12 protein-coding genes are annotated in these 15,717 nt (G+C 65.4%); 2 read left to right on the top strand and 10 right to left on the bottom strand.

Features of this window, described 5'->3' with window-relative positions:
• Positions 1 to 35: 35 nt before the first annotated feature.
• From FFS49_RS21090 to FFS49_RS21045, 10 genes are all read right to left on the bottom strand, one after another.
• Complete coding sequence (locus FFS49_RS21090) at positions 36 to 725, bottom strand: response regulator transcription factor (RefSeq protein ID WP_105817835.1); 690 nt, start codon at positions 723 to 725, stop codon at positions 36 to 38.
• A gap of 445 nt (positions 726 to 1,170) precedes the next feature.
• Positions 1,171 to 2,799 carry a choline dehydrogenase gene (locus FFS49_RS21085; RefSeq protein ID WP_105817834.1) on the bottom strand — a complete coding sequence of 543 codons (1,629 nt, stop codon included), beginning with the start codon at positions 2,797 to 2,799 and terminating at the stop codon, positions 1,171 to 1,173.
• A 222-nt stretch (positions 2,800 to 3,021) separates the two neighbouring features.
• Positions 3,022 to 3,972 (bottom strand): alpha/beta hydrolase, encoded by a 951-nt coding sequence (locus FFS49_RS21080; RefSeq protein WP_105817833.1) that lies wholly within the window; start codon positions 3,970 to 3,972, stop codon positions 3,022 to 3,024.
• A gap of 32 nt (positions 3,973 to 4,004) precedes the next feature.
• Positions 4,005 to 5,495 (bottom strand): NAD(P)/FAD-dependent oxidoreductase, encoded by a 1,491-nt coding sequence (locus FFS49_RS21075; protein ID WP_105817832.1) that lies wholly within the window; start codon positions 5,493 to 5,495, stop codon positions 4,005 to 4,007.
• Positions 5,496 to 5,831: 336 nt separating this feature from the next.
• Entirely contained in the window at positions 5,832 to 6,815 is a 984-nt protein-coding gene (locus tag FFS49_RS21070; protein WP_105817831.1) for an alpha/beta hydrolase, read from the bottom strand.
• Between the two features lie 12 nt (positions 6,816 to 6,827).
• Positions 6,828 to 8,354: an NAD(P)/FAD-dependent oxidoreductase gene (locus FFS49_RS21065; protein WP_249362221.1), complete on the bottom strand. Its 1,527-nt coding sequence runs from the start codon at positions 8,352 to 8,354 to the stop codon at positions 6,828 to 6,830.
• A complete protein-coding gene (locus FFS49_RS21060) occupies positions 8,351 to 9,517 on the bottom strand; it encodes an iron-containing alcohol dehydrogenase (RefSeq protein WP_105817829.1) in 1,167 nt (388 codons plus the stop codon). Before FFS49_RS21060 ends, FFS49_RS21065 begins: the two co-directional genes overlap by 4 nt.
• A gap of 29 nt (positions 9,518 to 9,546) precedes the next feature.
• The gene (locus tag FFS49_RS21055) at positions 9,547 to 11,040 is read right to left on the bottom strand and encodes an NAD-dependent succinate-semialdehyde dehydrogenase (protein WP_105817828.1); all 1,494 of its coding nucleotides are present in this window, start codon (positions 11,038 to 11,040) and stop codon (positions 9,547 to 9,549) included.
• Positions 11,041 to 11,644: 604 nt separating this feature from the next.
• Positions 11,645 to 12,259: a pyridoxamine 5'-phosphate oxidase family protein gene (locus FFS49_RS21050; RefSeq protein WP_249362222.1), complete on the bottom strand. Its 615-nt coding sequence runs from the start codon at positions 12,257 to 12,259 to the stop codon at positions 11,645 to 11,647.
• Positions 12,260 to 12,352: 93 nt separating this feature from the next.
• Positions 12,353 to 13,660: an NtaA/DmoA family FMN-dependent monooxygenase gene (locus FFS49_RS21045; RefSeq protein ID WP_105817826.1), complete on the bottom strand. Its 1,308-nt coding sequence runs from the start codon at positions 13,658 to 13,660 to the stop codon at positions 12,353 to 12,355.
• 326 nt (positions 13,661 to 13,986) lie between these two features.
• Here FFS49_RS21045 and FFS49_RS21040 point away from each other — a divergent pair, with 326 nt between their 5' ends.
• Both FFS49_RS21040 and FFS49_RS21035 read left to right on the top strand, forming a co-directional pair.
• Entirely contained in the window at positions 13,987 to 15,138 is a 1,152-nt protein-coding gene (locus FFS49_RS21040; protein ID WP_105817825.1) for an MsnO8 family LLM class oxidoreductase, read from the top strand.
• Positions 15,135 to 15,710 (top strand): GNAT family N-acetyltransferase, encoded by a 576-nt coding sequence (locus FFS49_RS21035; protein WP_105817824.1) that lies wholly within the window; start codon positions 15,135 to 15,137, stop codon positions 15,708 to 15,710. The genes FFS49_RS21040 and FFS49_RS21035 overlap by 4 nt, the downstream gene beginning before the upstream one ends.
• Positions 15,711 to 15,717 lie beyond the last annotated feature (7 nt).

Below are 15,717 nucleotides of genomic sequence, written 5' to 3'. Positions count from 1 at the left end.
CCGCGGTTTCCGGTCACGAGCGACGCCCTCCCCCGTCAACCGGATTTTCGAAGACGATAGCCGACGCCGTGCACGCTTTCCAGGATGCCCGACACCCCTGCGGCCGCCAGCTTTCTCCGCAGCCGGCTCATGTGGCTGTCGACGGTGCGTGTGGATGCGCTGATGTCCGCCATGCACGCATCGAGCAATTCGACGCGCGTAAATGCACGATTCGGCAGCCTGGCCATGTGCGCCAGCAGGCGGAATTCGACGAGTGTCACGGGAACCGGCGTTTCGCCTGATGGCGTTCTCACGCACGCCATATAGCTGTCCGTATCGACTTCGAGCGCCCCCACGCGGAGACGACGTTCAGGCGCGAGCGCACCGGAGCGGCGCAGCATCGCGAGCAATCGCGCGACGACCACATCCGGGTTGAAGGGCCTGACGATGTAGTCGTCGGCGCCGGCGTGCAGTGCGCGCAGCCGCTCCCTGTCCAGATCACACGCCGACATGACGACGATGGGGGTATCGCTCTGTCGTCGAAGCCTGGCGAGCATGTCCAGGGCATCCGCATGCAGTTCACGGATGTCGAGAATGACCAGATCCGGCTTCAGGTTCAGTTGCGTGGCCAGCACGGCCTGGACGGTGTTGGTCTGGAATGTTCGAAACCCGTTGCGAGTCAGGCAGGTATCGAGCGTCGACGCCATTTCCGGCGCGTCATCCGCGATGAGTATGAGCGAGTGCATGTTCGAATTTCCGAGTCGTTGCCTTTCGCGCACGCGGACACCTTCCGGACAGCGTTCAGGCGCCGCAGAGGTTCCCCGTTCACGGGCATCGCTCGTCGAATGGAAGACGGCGTTCGGCATGATGCACACCGAAGCCATCGGAATAGAGATGCGTGAAGAACATTTCCCGCCCCGGCCCAGAGCGGGCCGGACGCCGAGCAAGGCCGATCGGTTGACGGGTTCGTTGGTTGCTGAGGCTCATCGCCGCGAAGCGGGCACCGGTCTTTCTCCGGTTGTCGACGCACACAGGCCGGCGCGCGATGTCCGGGCAGCGTCCAGTCTGCCTTCAACCGGGCGGCGAGCCCATGCCTTCAGACTGCGGACGTCGCTGCACACATCGTGCTCGCGACGCCCATGCCCGATCGAGGCCTTCGTGCCGACGAATGCCGGCACGAGAGCGGGCCACTCAAACCGCGGTTTCCGGCATCGCGGACGGGAATCGGGAGATCCTCCGAATCAGGTCCGAGGCTTTCTCACCGATCATGATCGTCGGCGCGTTCGTGTTTGCGCCCACGAGCGTCGGCATGATCGATGCGTCCACCACACGCAAGCCTTCCGTACCCCGTACGCGCAACTGGGAATCGACGACGGCGAGCGCGTCGTTCCCCATGCGACACGTTCCGACCGGGTGGTACACAGTGTCGGTGCGCTCGCGCAGCAACGCACGAATGTCGTCGTCCGATCGCGACCGGGACGCGAACAGGTCCTCCGTCACGAACCGGGCCATCGCCGGTGCCGCCATCAACCGCCGGGTCAGCTTGTAGCCCTCGACCAGGACCTCGAGATCATCATCGTGTTCGAGGAAGGCCGGGTCGATCAACGGCGCGTCCAGCGGATCGGCGCTTCGCAGCTTGACCGACCCACGGCTTTTCGGCCTCAGCAGGCACACGTGACAGGAAAGACCGTGGCCGAGCCGCACCTTCCTTCCGTGATCGCTGACGGGACCGACGACGAAGTGCATCTGGACGTCCGGTCGTTCCAGATCGGGGCGCGTCTTCAGGAATGCGCCGCCTTCGGCAAAGTTGGTGGTCAGGGTACCGGTTCGCGAGTTCCGGTATTGCCGGATGTCGCCCAGCGTCTTGATCGCGCCGCGTACCGATACGCCGAGCGCATCCAGGCTGTTCGTCTTGTAGCTGAGAACGAAGTCCGGGTGATCCTGCAGGTTCTCTCCCACACCCGGGAGATCGGCGATGACCTGGATCCCGTGACGAGCGAGTTCGTCCTTCGGCCCGACGCCGGACAACATCAGCAACTGAGGCGATTGAAACGCGCCGGCGGAAAGGATCACCTCCTTCTTCGCCCAGACCGTCTCGACATTCCCCCCACGCGTGACTTCGACGCCAACGGCCCGCTTGCCGTCGAACACGATGCGCCTGACCTGCGCGCCCGTCTCCACCGTCAGGTTGCCGCGCGTCTGCATGTGCGGAAAAAGATACGCACGTGCCGCACTCCAGCGCTCGCCGTTCTTCTGGGTCACCTGGTAAATGCCGACGCCTTCCTGCTCCGCCCCGTTGAAGTCGTCGGTGACGGGCAGGCCGCACTCGCGTGCGGCGTCCAGCCAACGCGCCTGGAATGGATTGTCGGTCCTCAGGTCGCTGACCCACAGCGGGCCGCCGCGCCCGTGCCATTCATTGCCCAGCCGCTCGTTATGCTCGCTTCGCTTGAAATACGGGAAGACGTCGTTCCAGCCCCAGCCTTCGTTGCCGAGCGCGGCCCAGTCGTCGTAGTCGGCATGATGGCCGCGCGTGTACACCATCGCATTGATCGCCGACGATCCGCCCAACGCCTTGCCGCGCGGCTGGTAGCCGCGCCGCCCCTGCAGCCCCTTCTGCGGCACCGTCTCGAACGCCCAGTTGTTCAGCCGGGACGGGATCATCAGCACCAGCGCGGCCGGAACGTTGACCGGCCATCCGTCGCCCGTGCCGCCGGCTTCGAAGAGGCACAGCGTCACATCGGGATCTTCGGTCAAACGCGACGCCAGCACGCTGCCTGCCGAGCCGCCGCCTACAACAAGATAATCGAATGAGTTCTTCACGGGTCTGTGTCCTCGATAGATGCTTGAACGCTTCGCAAGCAACTACCTGATGCATCGATTCCGCCACTCACGCCGCGGCCTCAGCGAGCCGTCGCGCGATCGGCTTCATTCCGTCATGCATCAGCACTGCGTGACCGCATCGGCAGCGTTGGCGGTCATCCATCGAACCGCGTGCGGCCACGAAATGGCGAAAAGCGAAATCAGGTCGCTTCCGCCAACGTATCAATGGTGCCGCGCGCCGCCGAGTACCTTTCGAAAACTCGCGATGCCCTTCTCGATCCACGCCTGGGCGCCCGGGGAGATCGCCCCCATGTCGAAGAACCCGTGAATCATGCCGTCGCACCGTATCGTGTCGACCTTGACGCCGCTCGCGTGGAGCAAGCGACCGTAGGCCTCGCCCTCGTCGCGCAGCGGATCGAATTCGGCGGTCAGGATGACGGCAGGCGGCAACCCGGCGAGGTCCTTCGCGCGGATCGGCGCCAGCCGCGGCTCCTCCCTGTCGGTACCGTCGAGCACGTAATGTCGCTCGAACCAGGCAATCGTCTCGAGGTCGAGAAAGTAGCCTTCGCCGTTTTCCTTGAAGGACGGAAAGCCGGAGCGATCCTGCGCTACCGCCGGGTAGATCAGGAACTGGGCGGCCAGCGAAATGCCGTCGGCATGCAGTTGCTGGGTCACGACCGCCGCAAGATTGCCGCCGGCGCTATCGCCGGCCACCGCCACGACGTCGCTTCCGCCCAGCTCACCCGCGTTCGCGATCACCCATCTAGTCGCGGCAATCGCATCGTCCGCCGCGGCCGGATACGGATGCTCGGGCGCCAGCCGGTAGTCCACCGAGACGACGACCGCGTTCGCGCCGCGCGCCAGCTCCCGGCAAATGTTGTCGTGCGTATCCAGGTCGCCGATGACGAACCCGCCGCCATGGAGATAGACGACCGTCGGCAGATCGCGCTCCTGCGTCGGACGATACAGCCGCGCCCGCAGCGATCCGGCCGCGCCGGGAACGGTCAGGTCTTCCACGCCGTGAACGTCGACCACGGCCTCCGGTGCGCGAACGGCGCGAGCCAGATGCTGCATCAATCCGCGCGCCTCTTCCGGGGTCGACTGTGGCAGCGGTTTCGCGCCGGACCCGGCGAGGGATTCGAGAAAACCAGCGAGGTGCAAATCGAGTGCCATAACTTCACCTTTGTTCGAACGTTGCTCGGAGATCAGCGATACACGAGGACTTCGGCATCCGGGCTCAATTCCGGAATGGTCTGGCGCTCCTCCTCGTACTCGAAGTGGTGCTGCCACGGCATGCGATCGCCGCGCAGGTGCATCTGGTGTTGCGAGCGCATCACGTATCCGGCATTGAAGTTGTTCGGGTCGGTCCAGGGCAGCCGCTGCATGTCGGCGTCTTCGGCGCGCAGGCACGGCTCCACCGTCTTCGCGCCCACCTTGTCCATATGCGCCAGGACGCGGCAGGTGAATTCGCAGACGAGATCGGCGCGCAGCGTCCAGCTCGACCGGTAGTAGCCGTAGATGAACGCCATGTTCGGGATACCCTCGATCATCATTCCCCGATACGAGACCCGCTTGGTCATGTCGACCGGTTCGCCGTCGACGTGGAACGCGATCTGGCCGAAAGCGCTCATGTCGAAGCCCGTCGCCGTCACGACGATGTCCGCCTGGAGATGCTCTCCCGACGCCAACACGATGCCGCTTTCGTCGAACGATTCGATGGTGTCCGTCACGACGGACGCTTTGCCGTCCCGGATGGCCGTGAAGAGGTCGCCCTCCGGCACCGCCGCCACGCGCTGCTGCCACGGGCGATAGCTGGGGTTGAAGTGCTTGTCGACGTCGAACCCTTCCGGCAGCTGCTGGCGGGTCTCGTTGATCAGCCAGTCGCGAACGGCGTCCGGGTTCGCGGCCGACAGGTTGATCAGGTCGAACGTCTGCTTCAGGTGCGCCCGCCGCAGAATCTCGGAGCGCCATTCTTCCGGGAGGCTCAGTTCGCGAAGCGTCGTGTCCAGCTGGTGGGTCCAGGGAACCGCCGTGAAGAACGTCGGCGAACGTTGGAGCATCGTCACATGCGCCGCGGTGCCGGCCATCGCCGGAATCAGCGTCGCGGCGGTCGCGCCCGAGCCGATCACGACCACCCGCTTGCCGGCATAGTCGAGGTCGTCCGGCCAGTGCTGCGGATGAACGACCGTTCCCTTGTAGCGATCGAACCCGTTCCACTTCGGCGTAAAGCCCTTGCGATGGTCGTAGTACCCCGCCCCCAGCCACAGGAAGTCGGTGGTGATCGAGAAGTGTTCGCCCGTATCCTTGCGCGACACCTCGACCGTCCAGCGCTTGTGCTCGCTCGACCAGCTCACCGTTTGAACACGATGCCCGTAGTGGATCTTCGAACCGAGGTCATATTCCTTGATGACGTCGCCCAGATAGCTGTGGATCTCCTCCGCCGTGGCGATCGAGCGGCCCTGCCACGGTCGGAATCCGAATGCATACGTGTACAGGTCGCTGTCGGAACGCGCGCCGGGGTAGCGATGGGTCCACCACGTACCGCCGAATCCATCCATGGCTTCCAGGATCGCGAACGAGCGGTCCGGCAAGTTCATGCGAAGATGACAGGCGGCATCGATCCCCGAGATCCCCGCCCCGATGATTAGTACCTCTACGTGCTCAGGCAAACCCGAATCTGCTTGATTCCTAGTCATGAGATCCCTCCGATGACCCGTTATTGACAATATCCGTAACGCCGCACGACTAGATCACTAGACTTGGTCATGTGACTACGAAGGAAAAGGACGCTCGCACGTGCGTGCCAGCGACAACGCTTCAAACCAGCATGAGACAACCCCCGTGCACCCGAGCGGACATGCACGCGTCATTGACGTGCATGCCCCGGTTTGACCGGCCACCTCGAACATGATCAATTGACCAAGTTCAACGGTTCCCAGTCTATGCAGTCGAGAGGCAATTTGAATCAGGAGTTTCCATTACACGGCCGATCGCGAAGGTGGCCCGCGTCGGCCCGCAAGACGGCCTATGCGTCAAACGTTGAAACCTTCTGTTTCGGCAAGCCGCCGGACAAATGAAGCGGCGCGATCCAGCAGGCAGGTTGCTGCCGGGATAGTACGGGCGGCGGTGATGATGCCGTGATGATGCCCGGGCAGATGGTGATGCTCGACCGTGCTCCCCGCGCGGGCCGCGCATGACGCGTAGGCTATGCCTTCGTCACACAGCGGATCCAGCCCCACCGTGGCAATGAACATCGGCGGCTGCCGCCGGCCTTCCGCATGCAGCAGCGGGGACAGGCGTGGAAGATCAAACGGCGTGCCGGCCGGCACGTAGTGTTCCCGGAACCAGCGCATCGACTCGGCGACCAGCGGAAATCCGCCTTGAATGCGCTGGTATGACGGAAGCGACGCCGTCAGGTCCGTCACGGGATAGAACAGGATCTGCCCGACGATCGCGGGTCCCGCCGCCGGTGCCGCATTGGCGATGAGGGTCGCCATATTGCCGCCGGCGCTGTCGCCCGCCAGGATCACCCGAGACGCATCGATGGCGAGCGCGGAGGCGTTGTCCGCCAGGTAGTCCAATGCCTGCTCGCAATCGTCGAGCGGAACCGGCCAACGGTGCTCCGGCGCTAGCCGGTACTCCACCGAAGCGACGGCACACCCGCCATGCCGTGCGAGATGACGACAGATGCCGTCATGCGTGTCCACGCTGCCGATCACCCACCCGCCGCCGTGAATGAAGACGACCAGCGGGGCACCGTCGGCACGCGCCCCGGCGGGCGGACGATAGAGCCGCACGCGAGTGCGGCCGCCCGCGACGGGAACGTCGATGTCCTCATGGACAACGGCCGCGTCACCCGTGAGGCCGTTCAGTTCGCAGGCCCGCACGAAGTTCACGCGCGACTGGTCGACGGAAAAGCTGCCGTAGTGTCGCCCGCCCAGTTCGCGGAACGCCCGTACGGCGTCCCGAGCATCGTCAGCCACCTCGGTCAGCGGCAACCAGTGCACGGATGTCATGTGCGTCCCCGCTCAGATCGCAGCGAACGCGCTTCGATCCCATTGCGTCACGGCGCGGTATTCGTCCACCGTGCCCGGCCAGTTGTTGATCACCTTGCCTTGCGCGTTCTTGTACCAGCTCGAGCAGCCCGCCGAAAACGCCGAGCCGGCCATCGCTGCCTGCAGCTTGCCGTTGTATTCTTCGAACACGGCCCGATCGACGTCGACGGCCTTCACGCCAGCCGAAGCCATGCCGCCGATCGCGTCGATGATGTAGTTCTGCTGGATTTCGAGCATCGACACGATGGAGTTGTGGTTCAGGTTCGTATTCGGCCCGTACAACATGAACATGTTCGGAAAGCCGGGCACGGTCATGCCGAGATAGGCTTCCGGGCCGTCTTGCCATTCCTGGGCCAGCGTGCGGTCCGTTCCACGCACCTGCAGGCTGCCCTGGAAAGCCTGACTCTCGAATCCGGTTCCGAACACCACGACGTCGAACGGAAGCAGACGACCGTCCCGGGTCACGATACCTTCGTCGACGAACGATTCCACGCCCGCCGTCTCCAGCGCGACGTTGTCGCGCATGAGCGCCGGATAGTAGTCGTCCGATCGCAGAATCCGTTTGCACGCGTATTCATAGTCCGGCGTCAGCTTCTCGCGCAGTACCGGGTCGGGCACCTGGCGATGCAGATGCGCCAGCGCGAGACTCTTGCCTTCCTGCTGCGCGCTGGACCCCATCCGTGTCCGCTCGAACCCGGACTCGCGGAAAGCGTGCAGCGATTTCCGGCTTTCTTCGAAGAGATGGGGCTCGCGTTCGTAGGTATCGAGTTGCTCCGTCGAGAAGACGATCTGGTTGCGCGGCATGATCCAGTTCGCGCTTCGCTGGAATACCGTCAGGTGATCGACCTTCGGCGCAATGAGCGGCACATACTGCACGGCGCTGGCGGCGTTTCCGATGCTGGCCACCCGCTTGCCGGTCAGGTCCACGTCGTGCCGCCACTCGGCGGAGTGGAAATAGTCTCCGTTGAAATCCGCCAGGCCGCGAACCGCGGGGATCATCGGGCGGTTCAGCTGCCCCCAGGCCGGCACGAAGAATCGGGAGGTCAGCCGGGAGCCGTCACTCAGCGAGAACCGCCAGAGGCTGGCGCCGGCATCCCATTCGGCACCGAGAATCTCGGTGTCGAATCGCAGGTGATCCGTCAGGTCGAACCGCGTGGCAAGCGATCTCAGATAGTGCAGCAGCTCGTTGCGGCCGGCATACATCGCGCTCACGCGCAAATGCGGATGAAAGCTGTAACAGTACAGGTGCGATTCGGTATCGCATGCCGCGCCGGGATACGAATTGTCCAGCCAGACGCCGCCGAGATCGGGACGCTTCTCCAGCACGACGAAATCGTCGATGCCCGCGATTTTCATGCGAGCGGCCATGCCGAGTCCTCCGAAGCCTGCACCCAGGATAACGATCTCGTGGTGCTCAATCCTTTCTACATTGTTCACGGTGCACTCTCTCTGCTCTCTGTTTACATGACGGCGACTGCGGATCTGCCGGCGTCGGTTCAATAGGCCTGTTCGTACAGGCGCAATGCATCCGACTCCGTAACGACGACCGGATTGTTCAACAGCAAGCGCTGCTGCTTCATCGCATCGGCCGCGAGGGTCGGCAGGCTCGATTGCGTGACACCCACGTCGCGCAGACGACGCGGCGCGCCGGATCGGTCCATCAGGTCTTCCAGGAATGCGATGAACGCCGCCGTGCGCGCCGTGGCGTCGCCCTGTCCACCCGCGCCGACGACGTCTGCCAGTTCCGAATAGTGCGAAGCCGCCGCTTCGGCGTTGAAACGCAGCACGGGCGCCAGCATCAATGCGTTGGACAAGCCGTGCGGGATATGGAAATGGCCGCCCAACGGATACGCCAGCGCATGCACCGCCGCCACCGGAGCGTTGGCGAAGGCTTGCCCCGCCAGCATGGCGCCGAGCAGCATGGCTTCGCGCGCGCGCCGGTCCTCGCCGTTTTCGCAAGCCGGGATCAGGTTGCTCAGCAGCAGTCGCAGCGCCTCGCGCGCGAGCGCATCGGAAATGGCATTCTTCTTGTGCTTGCTGGTATAGGCCTCGATGGCATGAACCATCGCGTCGATGCCCGTCGCAGCGGTATGGCTGCGTGGCAGGCCGACCGTCAGCTCGGCGTCCAGGATCACTTTGTCGGCATACAGCTGACGTGCGACGATGCCCATCTTGGTTGTTTCGTCAACCGAAACGATGGAAATGTTGGTGACTTCCGACCCGGTACCCGCCGTTGTCGGGATCTGCACCAACGGCAGGCGCGCACCCTGAACGTTGCCGATTCCGTACATTTGCGCGAGCGATTGCCGCGACACGGTGAGCACCGCGGCCAGTTTTGCGATGTCCATCGACGAGCCGCCGCCCAGGCCGATGACGACGTCCGCCTCGGCACTGCGCGCGAACGCCGCGCAGCGCAAGACCACGTTCTCCGGCGGGTCGGCCACGACCTCGTCAAACACCGCCACGCGGAATCCCTCGGCCGCCAACGACGCTTTCGCCGGTTCCAGCACACCGGCCTTGTGCAGCCCTGCATCGGTCACGATCAGGACATGGCGGCGCTCCGTCCATGCCGCCATCACCTGACCCAGGCGGCGCGCACAACCCCATTCCTGGAGAATGGACGGAACGGTTTCGAAGAGCATCGACTGCGGGAGCATTTCCATTGACGTTTCCTTGATGCGGACGTTGGCAGTCAGACCTGGCTGCACATGTACTTGATTTCCAGGTATTCCTCGATGCCGTAACGGGAACCCTCACGGCCCAGGCCCGACTGCTTGACCCCGCCGAACGGCGCGACCTCGTTGGAAATCACGCCGGTATTCAGGCCGACCATGCCGTACTCGAGTGCCTCGCCCACACGCCAGATGCGGCCGTGGTCGCGTGTATAGAGATAGGCAGCGAGCCCGTACTCGGTGTCGTTGGCCATCGCGATCGCTTCTGCTTCATCCTCGAAGCGGAACACCGGGCCGACGGGCCCGAAGAGCTCCTCGCGCGCGAGACGCATCGCCGGCGTCGCATCGGCAATGACGGTCGGCTCGAAAAACGTGCCGCCGAGCGGATGGCCTTTCCCGCCGGTGACGATTCGCGCGCCCTTGCTGACGGCGTCGTCGATCAGCTGATTCAGGTGGTCGCACGCGGACTTCTGGATCAGCGGCCCCTGCTGCACCCCCGGCTCGATGCCGTTTCCTACCTTGAGCGCCTGGACTCGCCGGGCGAGCGCGTCGACGAAACGGTCATGGATGCCTGCCTGGACCAGAAAGCGATTCGCGCACACGCAGGTCTGGCCGCTATTGCGGTACTTCGACGCCATCGCACCTTCAATCGCCGCGTCGAGATCCGCGTCGTCGAACACGATGAACGGTGCGTTGCCGCCGAGCTCGAGAGACAGTCGCTTGATCGTCCCGGACGACTGGCTCATGAGCACGCGACCGACTTCGGTCGAGCCGGTGAACGAAAGCTTGCGCACGACCGGGCTGGCCGTGAGCACCGCGCCGATCTCGCGTGACGGGCCGCACACCACTTGCAGGACGCCCGCCGGAATGCCCGCTCGCTCGGCCAGGACGGCGAGCGCAAGCGCCGTGAGCGGCGTCAGGTCCGCGGGGCGCACGATGATGGAGCAGCCTGCGGCCAGGGCCGGCGCGACCTTGCGCGTGATCATCGCGGCAGGGAAATTCCACGGCGTGATCGCGGCACACACGCCGATCGGCTGGCGGATGACGAGGATGCGCTTGTCGCCTTGCGGATGAGGAATGACGTCGCCGTAGACACGCTTCGCTTCTTCGGCGAACCATTCCACGAAGGAAGCCGCATACATGATTTCGCCGCGAGCCTCCGCCAGCGGCTTGCCCTGCTCCGACGTCATGATCAACGCGAGGTCGTCGGCATTCGCCACGATCAGGTCGTACCAGGCGCGCAGTAGCTTGGCGCGCTCGTGGCTGGTCCGCTTCTGCCAGCCTTGCTGTGCCAGCGCCGACGACGCAATGGCCTGCTCGACCTCCGCGGCGCCGAGGCTGGCCACGCGGGCCAGGATGTCACCGCTGGCCGGATTCGTTACGGGGAAAGAACGGCCATCCGTGCCTTCCTCCCATCCCGACGCCAGCCAGGCACGCGTCTCCAGCAAGGAGCCGTCCCGAAGTTGGGCGCGTAGCGCCGAATGGCCAGTCGCGTGATTCGTCCTGCTGTGCATTTCATTCACGAGCACCGTCTCCAGAAATTCTTGTTTTTCAACCTCGCGCTTTCAGCCGACGGGCGAAAGCTGCCCAGGCGTCAACATGCGGACGCCTGCTTCATCTCCCGGGATTTCGCCAAACTTCCGGTGGCCGATGCGCGCCAATCTCCGCGCCGCCCCGAAGCTTTCGCAAAACGTTGTCCGCCCTGGGACAGTCCGTGCTTGCGCGGCGACGTCCAATTGGGGATGAAACAAACGTGTAGATCATTTGACATGGTCATTTGACCATAAACCATTTTTCGCGGCAACTCAGTAGTTGCACGGGCTGTCGGTGACTCGCTGGGAGATGATCACGCCAGGCTGTGACGGTCAGACAAGGGGATTGCGCGGGACCTGCGCTGGCAAGGCGAACCCGACGGATGTTCCTGGCGGCGTAAGGCGCGAAGGCGAAGCCGCCAGTGTCGGGCAAACAACGGGCATGGTGCAGCGGCTGAAGTAGCCGTTCCCGGCCTCCGCCGCCGGTTCTCGTCCGACTTCAGTCGTTCAATGCGATCGTGAAATGCGACGCCCGATCCTGGCGGACGATCTGCACCGATGCGCGCGCAGATCGCCTCACACGCACTCAGTACAGCCCGGCGATCGTGCGCGCCGGAAGATCGCGATCGTACGATTCAGCGTCGAACGTGCCGCCGCTCAGCCGCCGATGCATCGCACCCGCGCTCGGCAGCTGGTCACGTTCGATCCGCGTGCCCGAATCCCAGAGCCGCGAACGCACGATCGCCTTCGAGCAATGGAAATAAGCCGCGTCGATGTGGATCAGCACCACCGTGCGCGGCGCTTTCCCGTCGACGGCAAAGCGTGCGAGCAGGCCGGGCTCGGCGCTGATCGTCGCGCGGCCGTTCACGCGCAACGTCTCGCCGACACCGGGAATCAGGAACAGCAGTGACACGCGCGGATCGGCCACGATGTTGCGCAGCGTATCGATCCGGTTGTTGCCCGGCCGATCCGGCAGCGCGAGCGTTTTCGGATCGACGATCGACACGAATCCGGCCACATCCCCGCGCGGTGAAACATCGGTGCCGTGCGGCCCGACCGACGACAGCGCAACGAACGGCGACGCGCGCACGAACGCCTGGTAGTCGTCGTTCAGGTGGTCGATTTCCTTCCACAGTGCACGTTCGTGCGGCGTCCCGTAGATGGCCTCGAGTTGCGCGACAGTCATGATCTCGTGAGTCACATCAGCATCCTTGCGTCGATGTTGCGGCGCGGGGATGAACCGGAAGCGCCGTCCCGCCATCGTACATGCGCCGCCCGCTCGCCGTCTGGCCGTTCAAGCCGTCGCGGTCTCGCGCTGCAAGGCCGGCAACGCCAGGTTCGTGCGGAAATCGTCGCCGAGGTAATCGGTATCGAGCAGGTTGCGCCGGCGCAATTCGGGCAGCAGCCCGTTGAGCAGCAGGTCCTCCTGGTCGGGCTGCCCGAGCCCGTGCAGCGACAGCACGTCGACGAGCCCCGCGCGATAGCGCGTTTCGATCGCATCGGCGAGCTGTTCGGGTGTGCCGGCGACGAACCAGTGGCCGGTTTCCTGTGCGCGGATGATCAGTTCGCGCAACGTCAGGCGCTGCCGCGCATAGCCGACGAAGATCGCGACGCGGCCGCGCCGGCGATGCACGCTGTCGATCGCCGGCAGCAGCGATCCCGGCAACGGCTGGTCGAGCGGCAGGTCGCGCAGGTCGACACCGCCGCCGAGCATGTCGGCGAGCTTCAGCCGGCCTTGCTCGTAATCGATGCGTTCATGCTTGTCGCGCAGCCGCCGCGCGACGTCGGCGTCGGATTCGCCGATCACCGAGTGGAACGAGTTCATCACGAGCGGCAGCCGCCCTGCCCGGCCGAATGCGGCCGCCTGCCGGTGCAGTTCGCCGACGAACGTGCGCGCATCCTCGAGCGTCGGCTGCGACGTGTAGACGACTTCCGCAAACCGCGCGCCGAGCGTCACGCCGCTCGCCGACTGCCCCGCCTGAAACAGCACGGGGCGCCGCTGCGGCGAAGGCGGCACGTTCAACGGCCCCTGCACCTGGAAGTGCGCGCCACGGTAATCGATCGGCCCGAGCTTGAGCGGATCGACCGACACGCCGCCGCTCGGCGTGCGTCGCACCGCGTCGGGATCGTTCGCGTCGAACAGCGCGTTGACGACTTCGACGAATTCGGCGGCGCGCGCATAGCGCTGCTCCGGGTCGGGCAACGCGGCGTCGCCGAAATTCTCCTCGCCGACCGACGACGTCACCGCGTTCCACGCGGCGCGGCCGCCGCTCACGTGATCGAGCGTGCCGATCAGCCGCGCAAGGTTGTACGGATGGTGATACGTGGTCGACACCGTCGCGACGAGCCCGATGGCCGACGTCGCCTGGCTCAGCGCGGCCAGCGCGACGATCGGCTCCTGGCTGCCGGTGCTGCCGGCGAGCCCGGCCGGATCGGCCTGCAACAGGTCGGCCGTGAAGAGGCCGGTGATCTTTTCGGCTTCCGCCTTGCGCGCGAGCGCCGCCGCGCGACGCATGCCTTGCGCGGGATCCGCATCGCCCGGCGCAGCCAGCACGCTCGCGGCGCCGACGAGCGTCTTCAGCCGTCTGCGTGTATCGCTCATGATGCGGCTCCGGCATGCGCCGCAGGTCGGGCGGTTGACATGATTCGCTCGTTCATCGGTATTCCCCACGATTGCGTTCGATCGGCGGACCCGAGCCGGCACCATGCTGCCGGCGATCACGCGCCGGGGCATCCGGCAGGGTCCATGCGTGCGCCGCAAGGCGCGTAGCCATCGACCATAACGCAGGCCACCCGGTGAGCCGGAACGAATATTTTCGGCTTTCGATATTCTTCTTGATTGTTTGACCGTGCAAACGGCGTCGAAAAATAATCCGGCATGCCTAACCAGTTGATCGTGCCGCTTCGAACCGCGCCGGTCGCACCCTCATGACGTCCGACGCCCCTCATTCCGCCGCAGCGCTACCCGCCCTCCCGTTTCGCCTGAGCGTGCTCGACAAGAGCCCCGTCGCACCGGGCGAAACCGCCGTGGAGGCACTCGCGCGCAGCGTGTCGCTCGCGCGCTTCGCCGACGATGCGGGATATCACCGCTACTGGCTCGCCGAGCATCACAACACGGCCGCGCTCGCGTGCCCGTCGCCGGAAATCCTGATCGCGCATGTGCTCGCACACACGCGGCGAATTCGTGTCGGATCGGGCGGCGTGATGCTGCAGCACTACAGCCCGTACAAGATCGCCGAGAACTTCAACCTGCTCGCGTCACTTGCGCCCGATCGCGTCGATCTCGGCATCGGCAAGGCGCCGGGCGGGCTGCCGTTGTCGACGCGCGCGCTGCAGGCCGGCTACGACCCGGCGCAACGCGCGTCGTTCGCCGAACTCGCAGCCGAGCTGAAGCGCCATCTCGACGGCAGCGGCACGCCGCCGGACGACGCGCGGCACACGGACGCCACGCTGCACGCGACACCGTTTCCGCCCGTCGCCGCCCAACCGTTCCTGCTCGGCGCGAGCGCCGAAAGCGCCGCGCTGGCCGCACAGCTCGGCTGGGCGTTCGTCTATGCGTCGCACCTCAACGCATCCACCGCCGATCTGGAACGGAGCTTCGACGCATACCGCCACGCATCGGGCGGCCGCACGCCGCTGCTCGCCGTATCCGTGATCGTCGCCGCCACGCGCGAAGCGGCCGCGCGACTCGCGAGCGGGCATCAGGGCTTTCGCGTGCAAGTGGGCGACACGCCAGCGGTCAACGTCGGCAGTCTCGAACAGGCGCACGCGTACATCCGTCAGGCGGGCGACGGGCCGCATCGGATCGACGCACGCGAGACGCGGATCGTGCACGGCACGCGCGACGACGTGCTGCGCGAACTCGACGCGCTGCATCGCCGCCACGGGATCGCGGAATTCGTCGTCGACACACTGCTTGCCGATGCAGCGCCGAGGATTGCGTCGCTGCGGCTGCTGGCCGGTGCGGCGACGGACGGCAACGACCCGGCGGCGTCACGACACGCGACCGAAGAAACGCCGCATGCACCGCACACCGCCGCCGTCACCCGTCAACCCGACCTCGAAGGCGCCGCACGATGACCGATACGATCCGCATTGCCGGCGCCGACGACGTGCCGGCCCTGTATGCGTTGCTGCAGGACGCGTATGCGCCGCTCGTGCCGCAGGGCGTGCTCTTCAACATCGTTCGCTCGCCGATCGAGCACGTCGCGCAGACCGTTGCGCGCGAAACGACCTTCGTGCTCGAACGCGCCGGCGCCGACGGCCGCCGCGCGCCTGCCGCGACGCTGACCGTGCGGTTCCCGTGGGTGTCCGGCGAGCGCCACCGCACGCCGTATCCGTTCCTGCACTGGTTCGCGGTGGCGCCCGCGTTCAAGCGGCAGGGGCTCGGCCTCGCACTGCTCGACCACGTCGAAGCGCAATTCCTGACCGAACAGGTCAAGGCGCCCGCGACCTATCTCGCGACCGCCACCAATCATCCGTGGCTGCAGCCGTACTACGAGCGGCAAGGCTATGTCGCGTTCGACCATTCGACGAACACGCTCGGTACGCCGCTCGTCTGGCTGAGAAAGATCCTGATCCCGGATCTCTACCGGGAACCGCCGGCGGCGGATGCCGCTCAGGGCACCGGGCGTGTTCGCGCGAGCGCATGACGCGCCA

Source organism: Burkholderia sp. 4NA327C6 (assembly GCF_005502655.1).
In the GTDB taxonomy this organism is placed as follows: Bacteria; Pseudomonadota; Gammaproteobacteria; order Burkholderiales; family Burkholderiaceae; genus Burkholderia; species Burkholderia contaminans.
Note: the sequence above shows the minus strand (reverse complement) of the source record. Positions and strands in the feature narration are given on the sequence as shown.

Coding starts and splice junctions, on each gene's coding strand:
- FFS49_RS21040 (WP_105817825.1), top strand. CDS start 13,987: ATGACGTCCGACGCCCCTCATTCCGCCGCAGCGCTACCCGCCCTCCCG.
- FFS49_RS21090 (WP_105817835.1), bottom strand. CDS start 725: ATGCACTCGCTCATACTCATCGCGGATGACGCGCCGGAAATGGCGTCG.
- FFS49_RS21035 (WP_105817824.1), top strand. CDS start 15,135: ATGACCGATACGATCCGCATTGCCGGCGCCGACGACGTGCCGGCCCTG.
- FFS49_RS21055 (WP_105817828.1), bottom strand. CDS start 11,040: ATGCACAGCAGGACGAATCACGCGACTGGCCATTCGGCGCTACGCGCC.
- FFS49_RS21080 (WP_105817833.1), bottom strand. CDS start 3,972: ATGGCACTCGATTTGCACCTCGCTGGTTTTCTCGAATCCCTCGCCGGG.
- FFS49_RS21060 (WP_105817829.1), bottom strand. CDS start 9,517: ATGGAAATGCTCCCGCAGTCGATGCTCTTCGAAACCGTTCCGTCCATT.
- FFS49_RS21075 (WP_105817832.1), bottom strand. CDS start 5,495: ATGACTAGGAATCAAGCAGATTCGGGTTTGCCTGAGCACGTAGAGGTA.
- FFS49_RS21045 (WP_105817826.1), bottom strand. CDS start 13,660: ATGAGCGATACACGCAGACGGCTGAAGACGCTCGTCGGCGCCGCGAGC.
- FFS49_RS21070 (WP_105817831.1), bottom strand. CDS start 6,815: ATGACATCCGTGCACTGGTTGCCGCTGACCGAGGTGGCTGACGATGCT.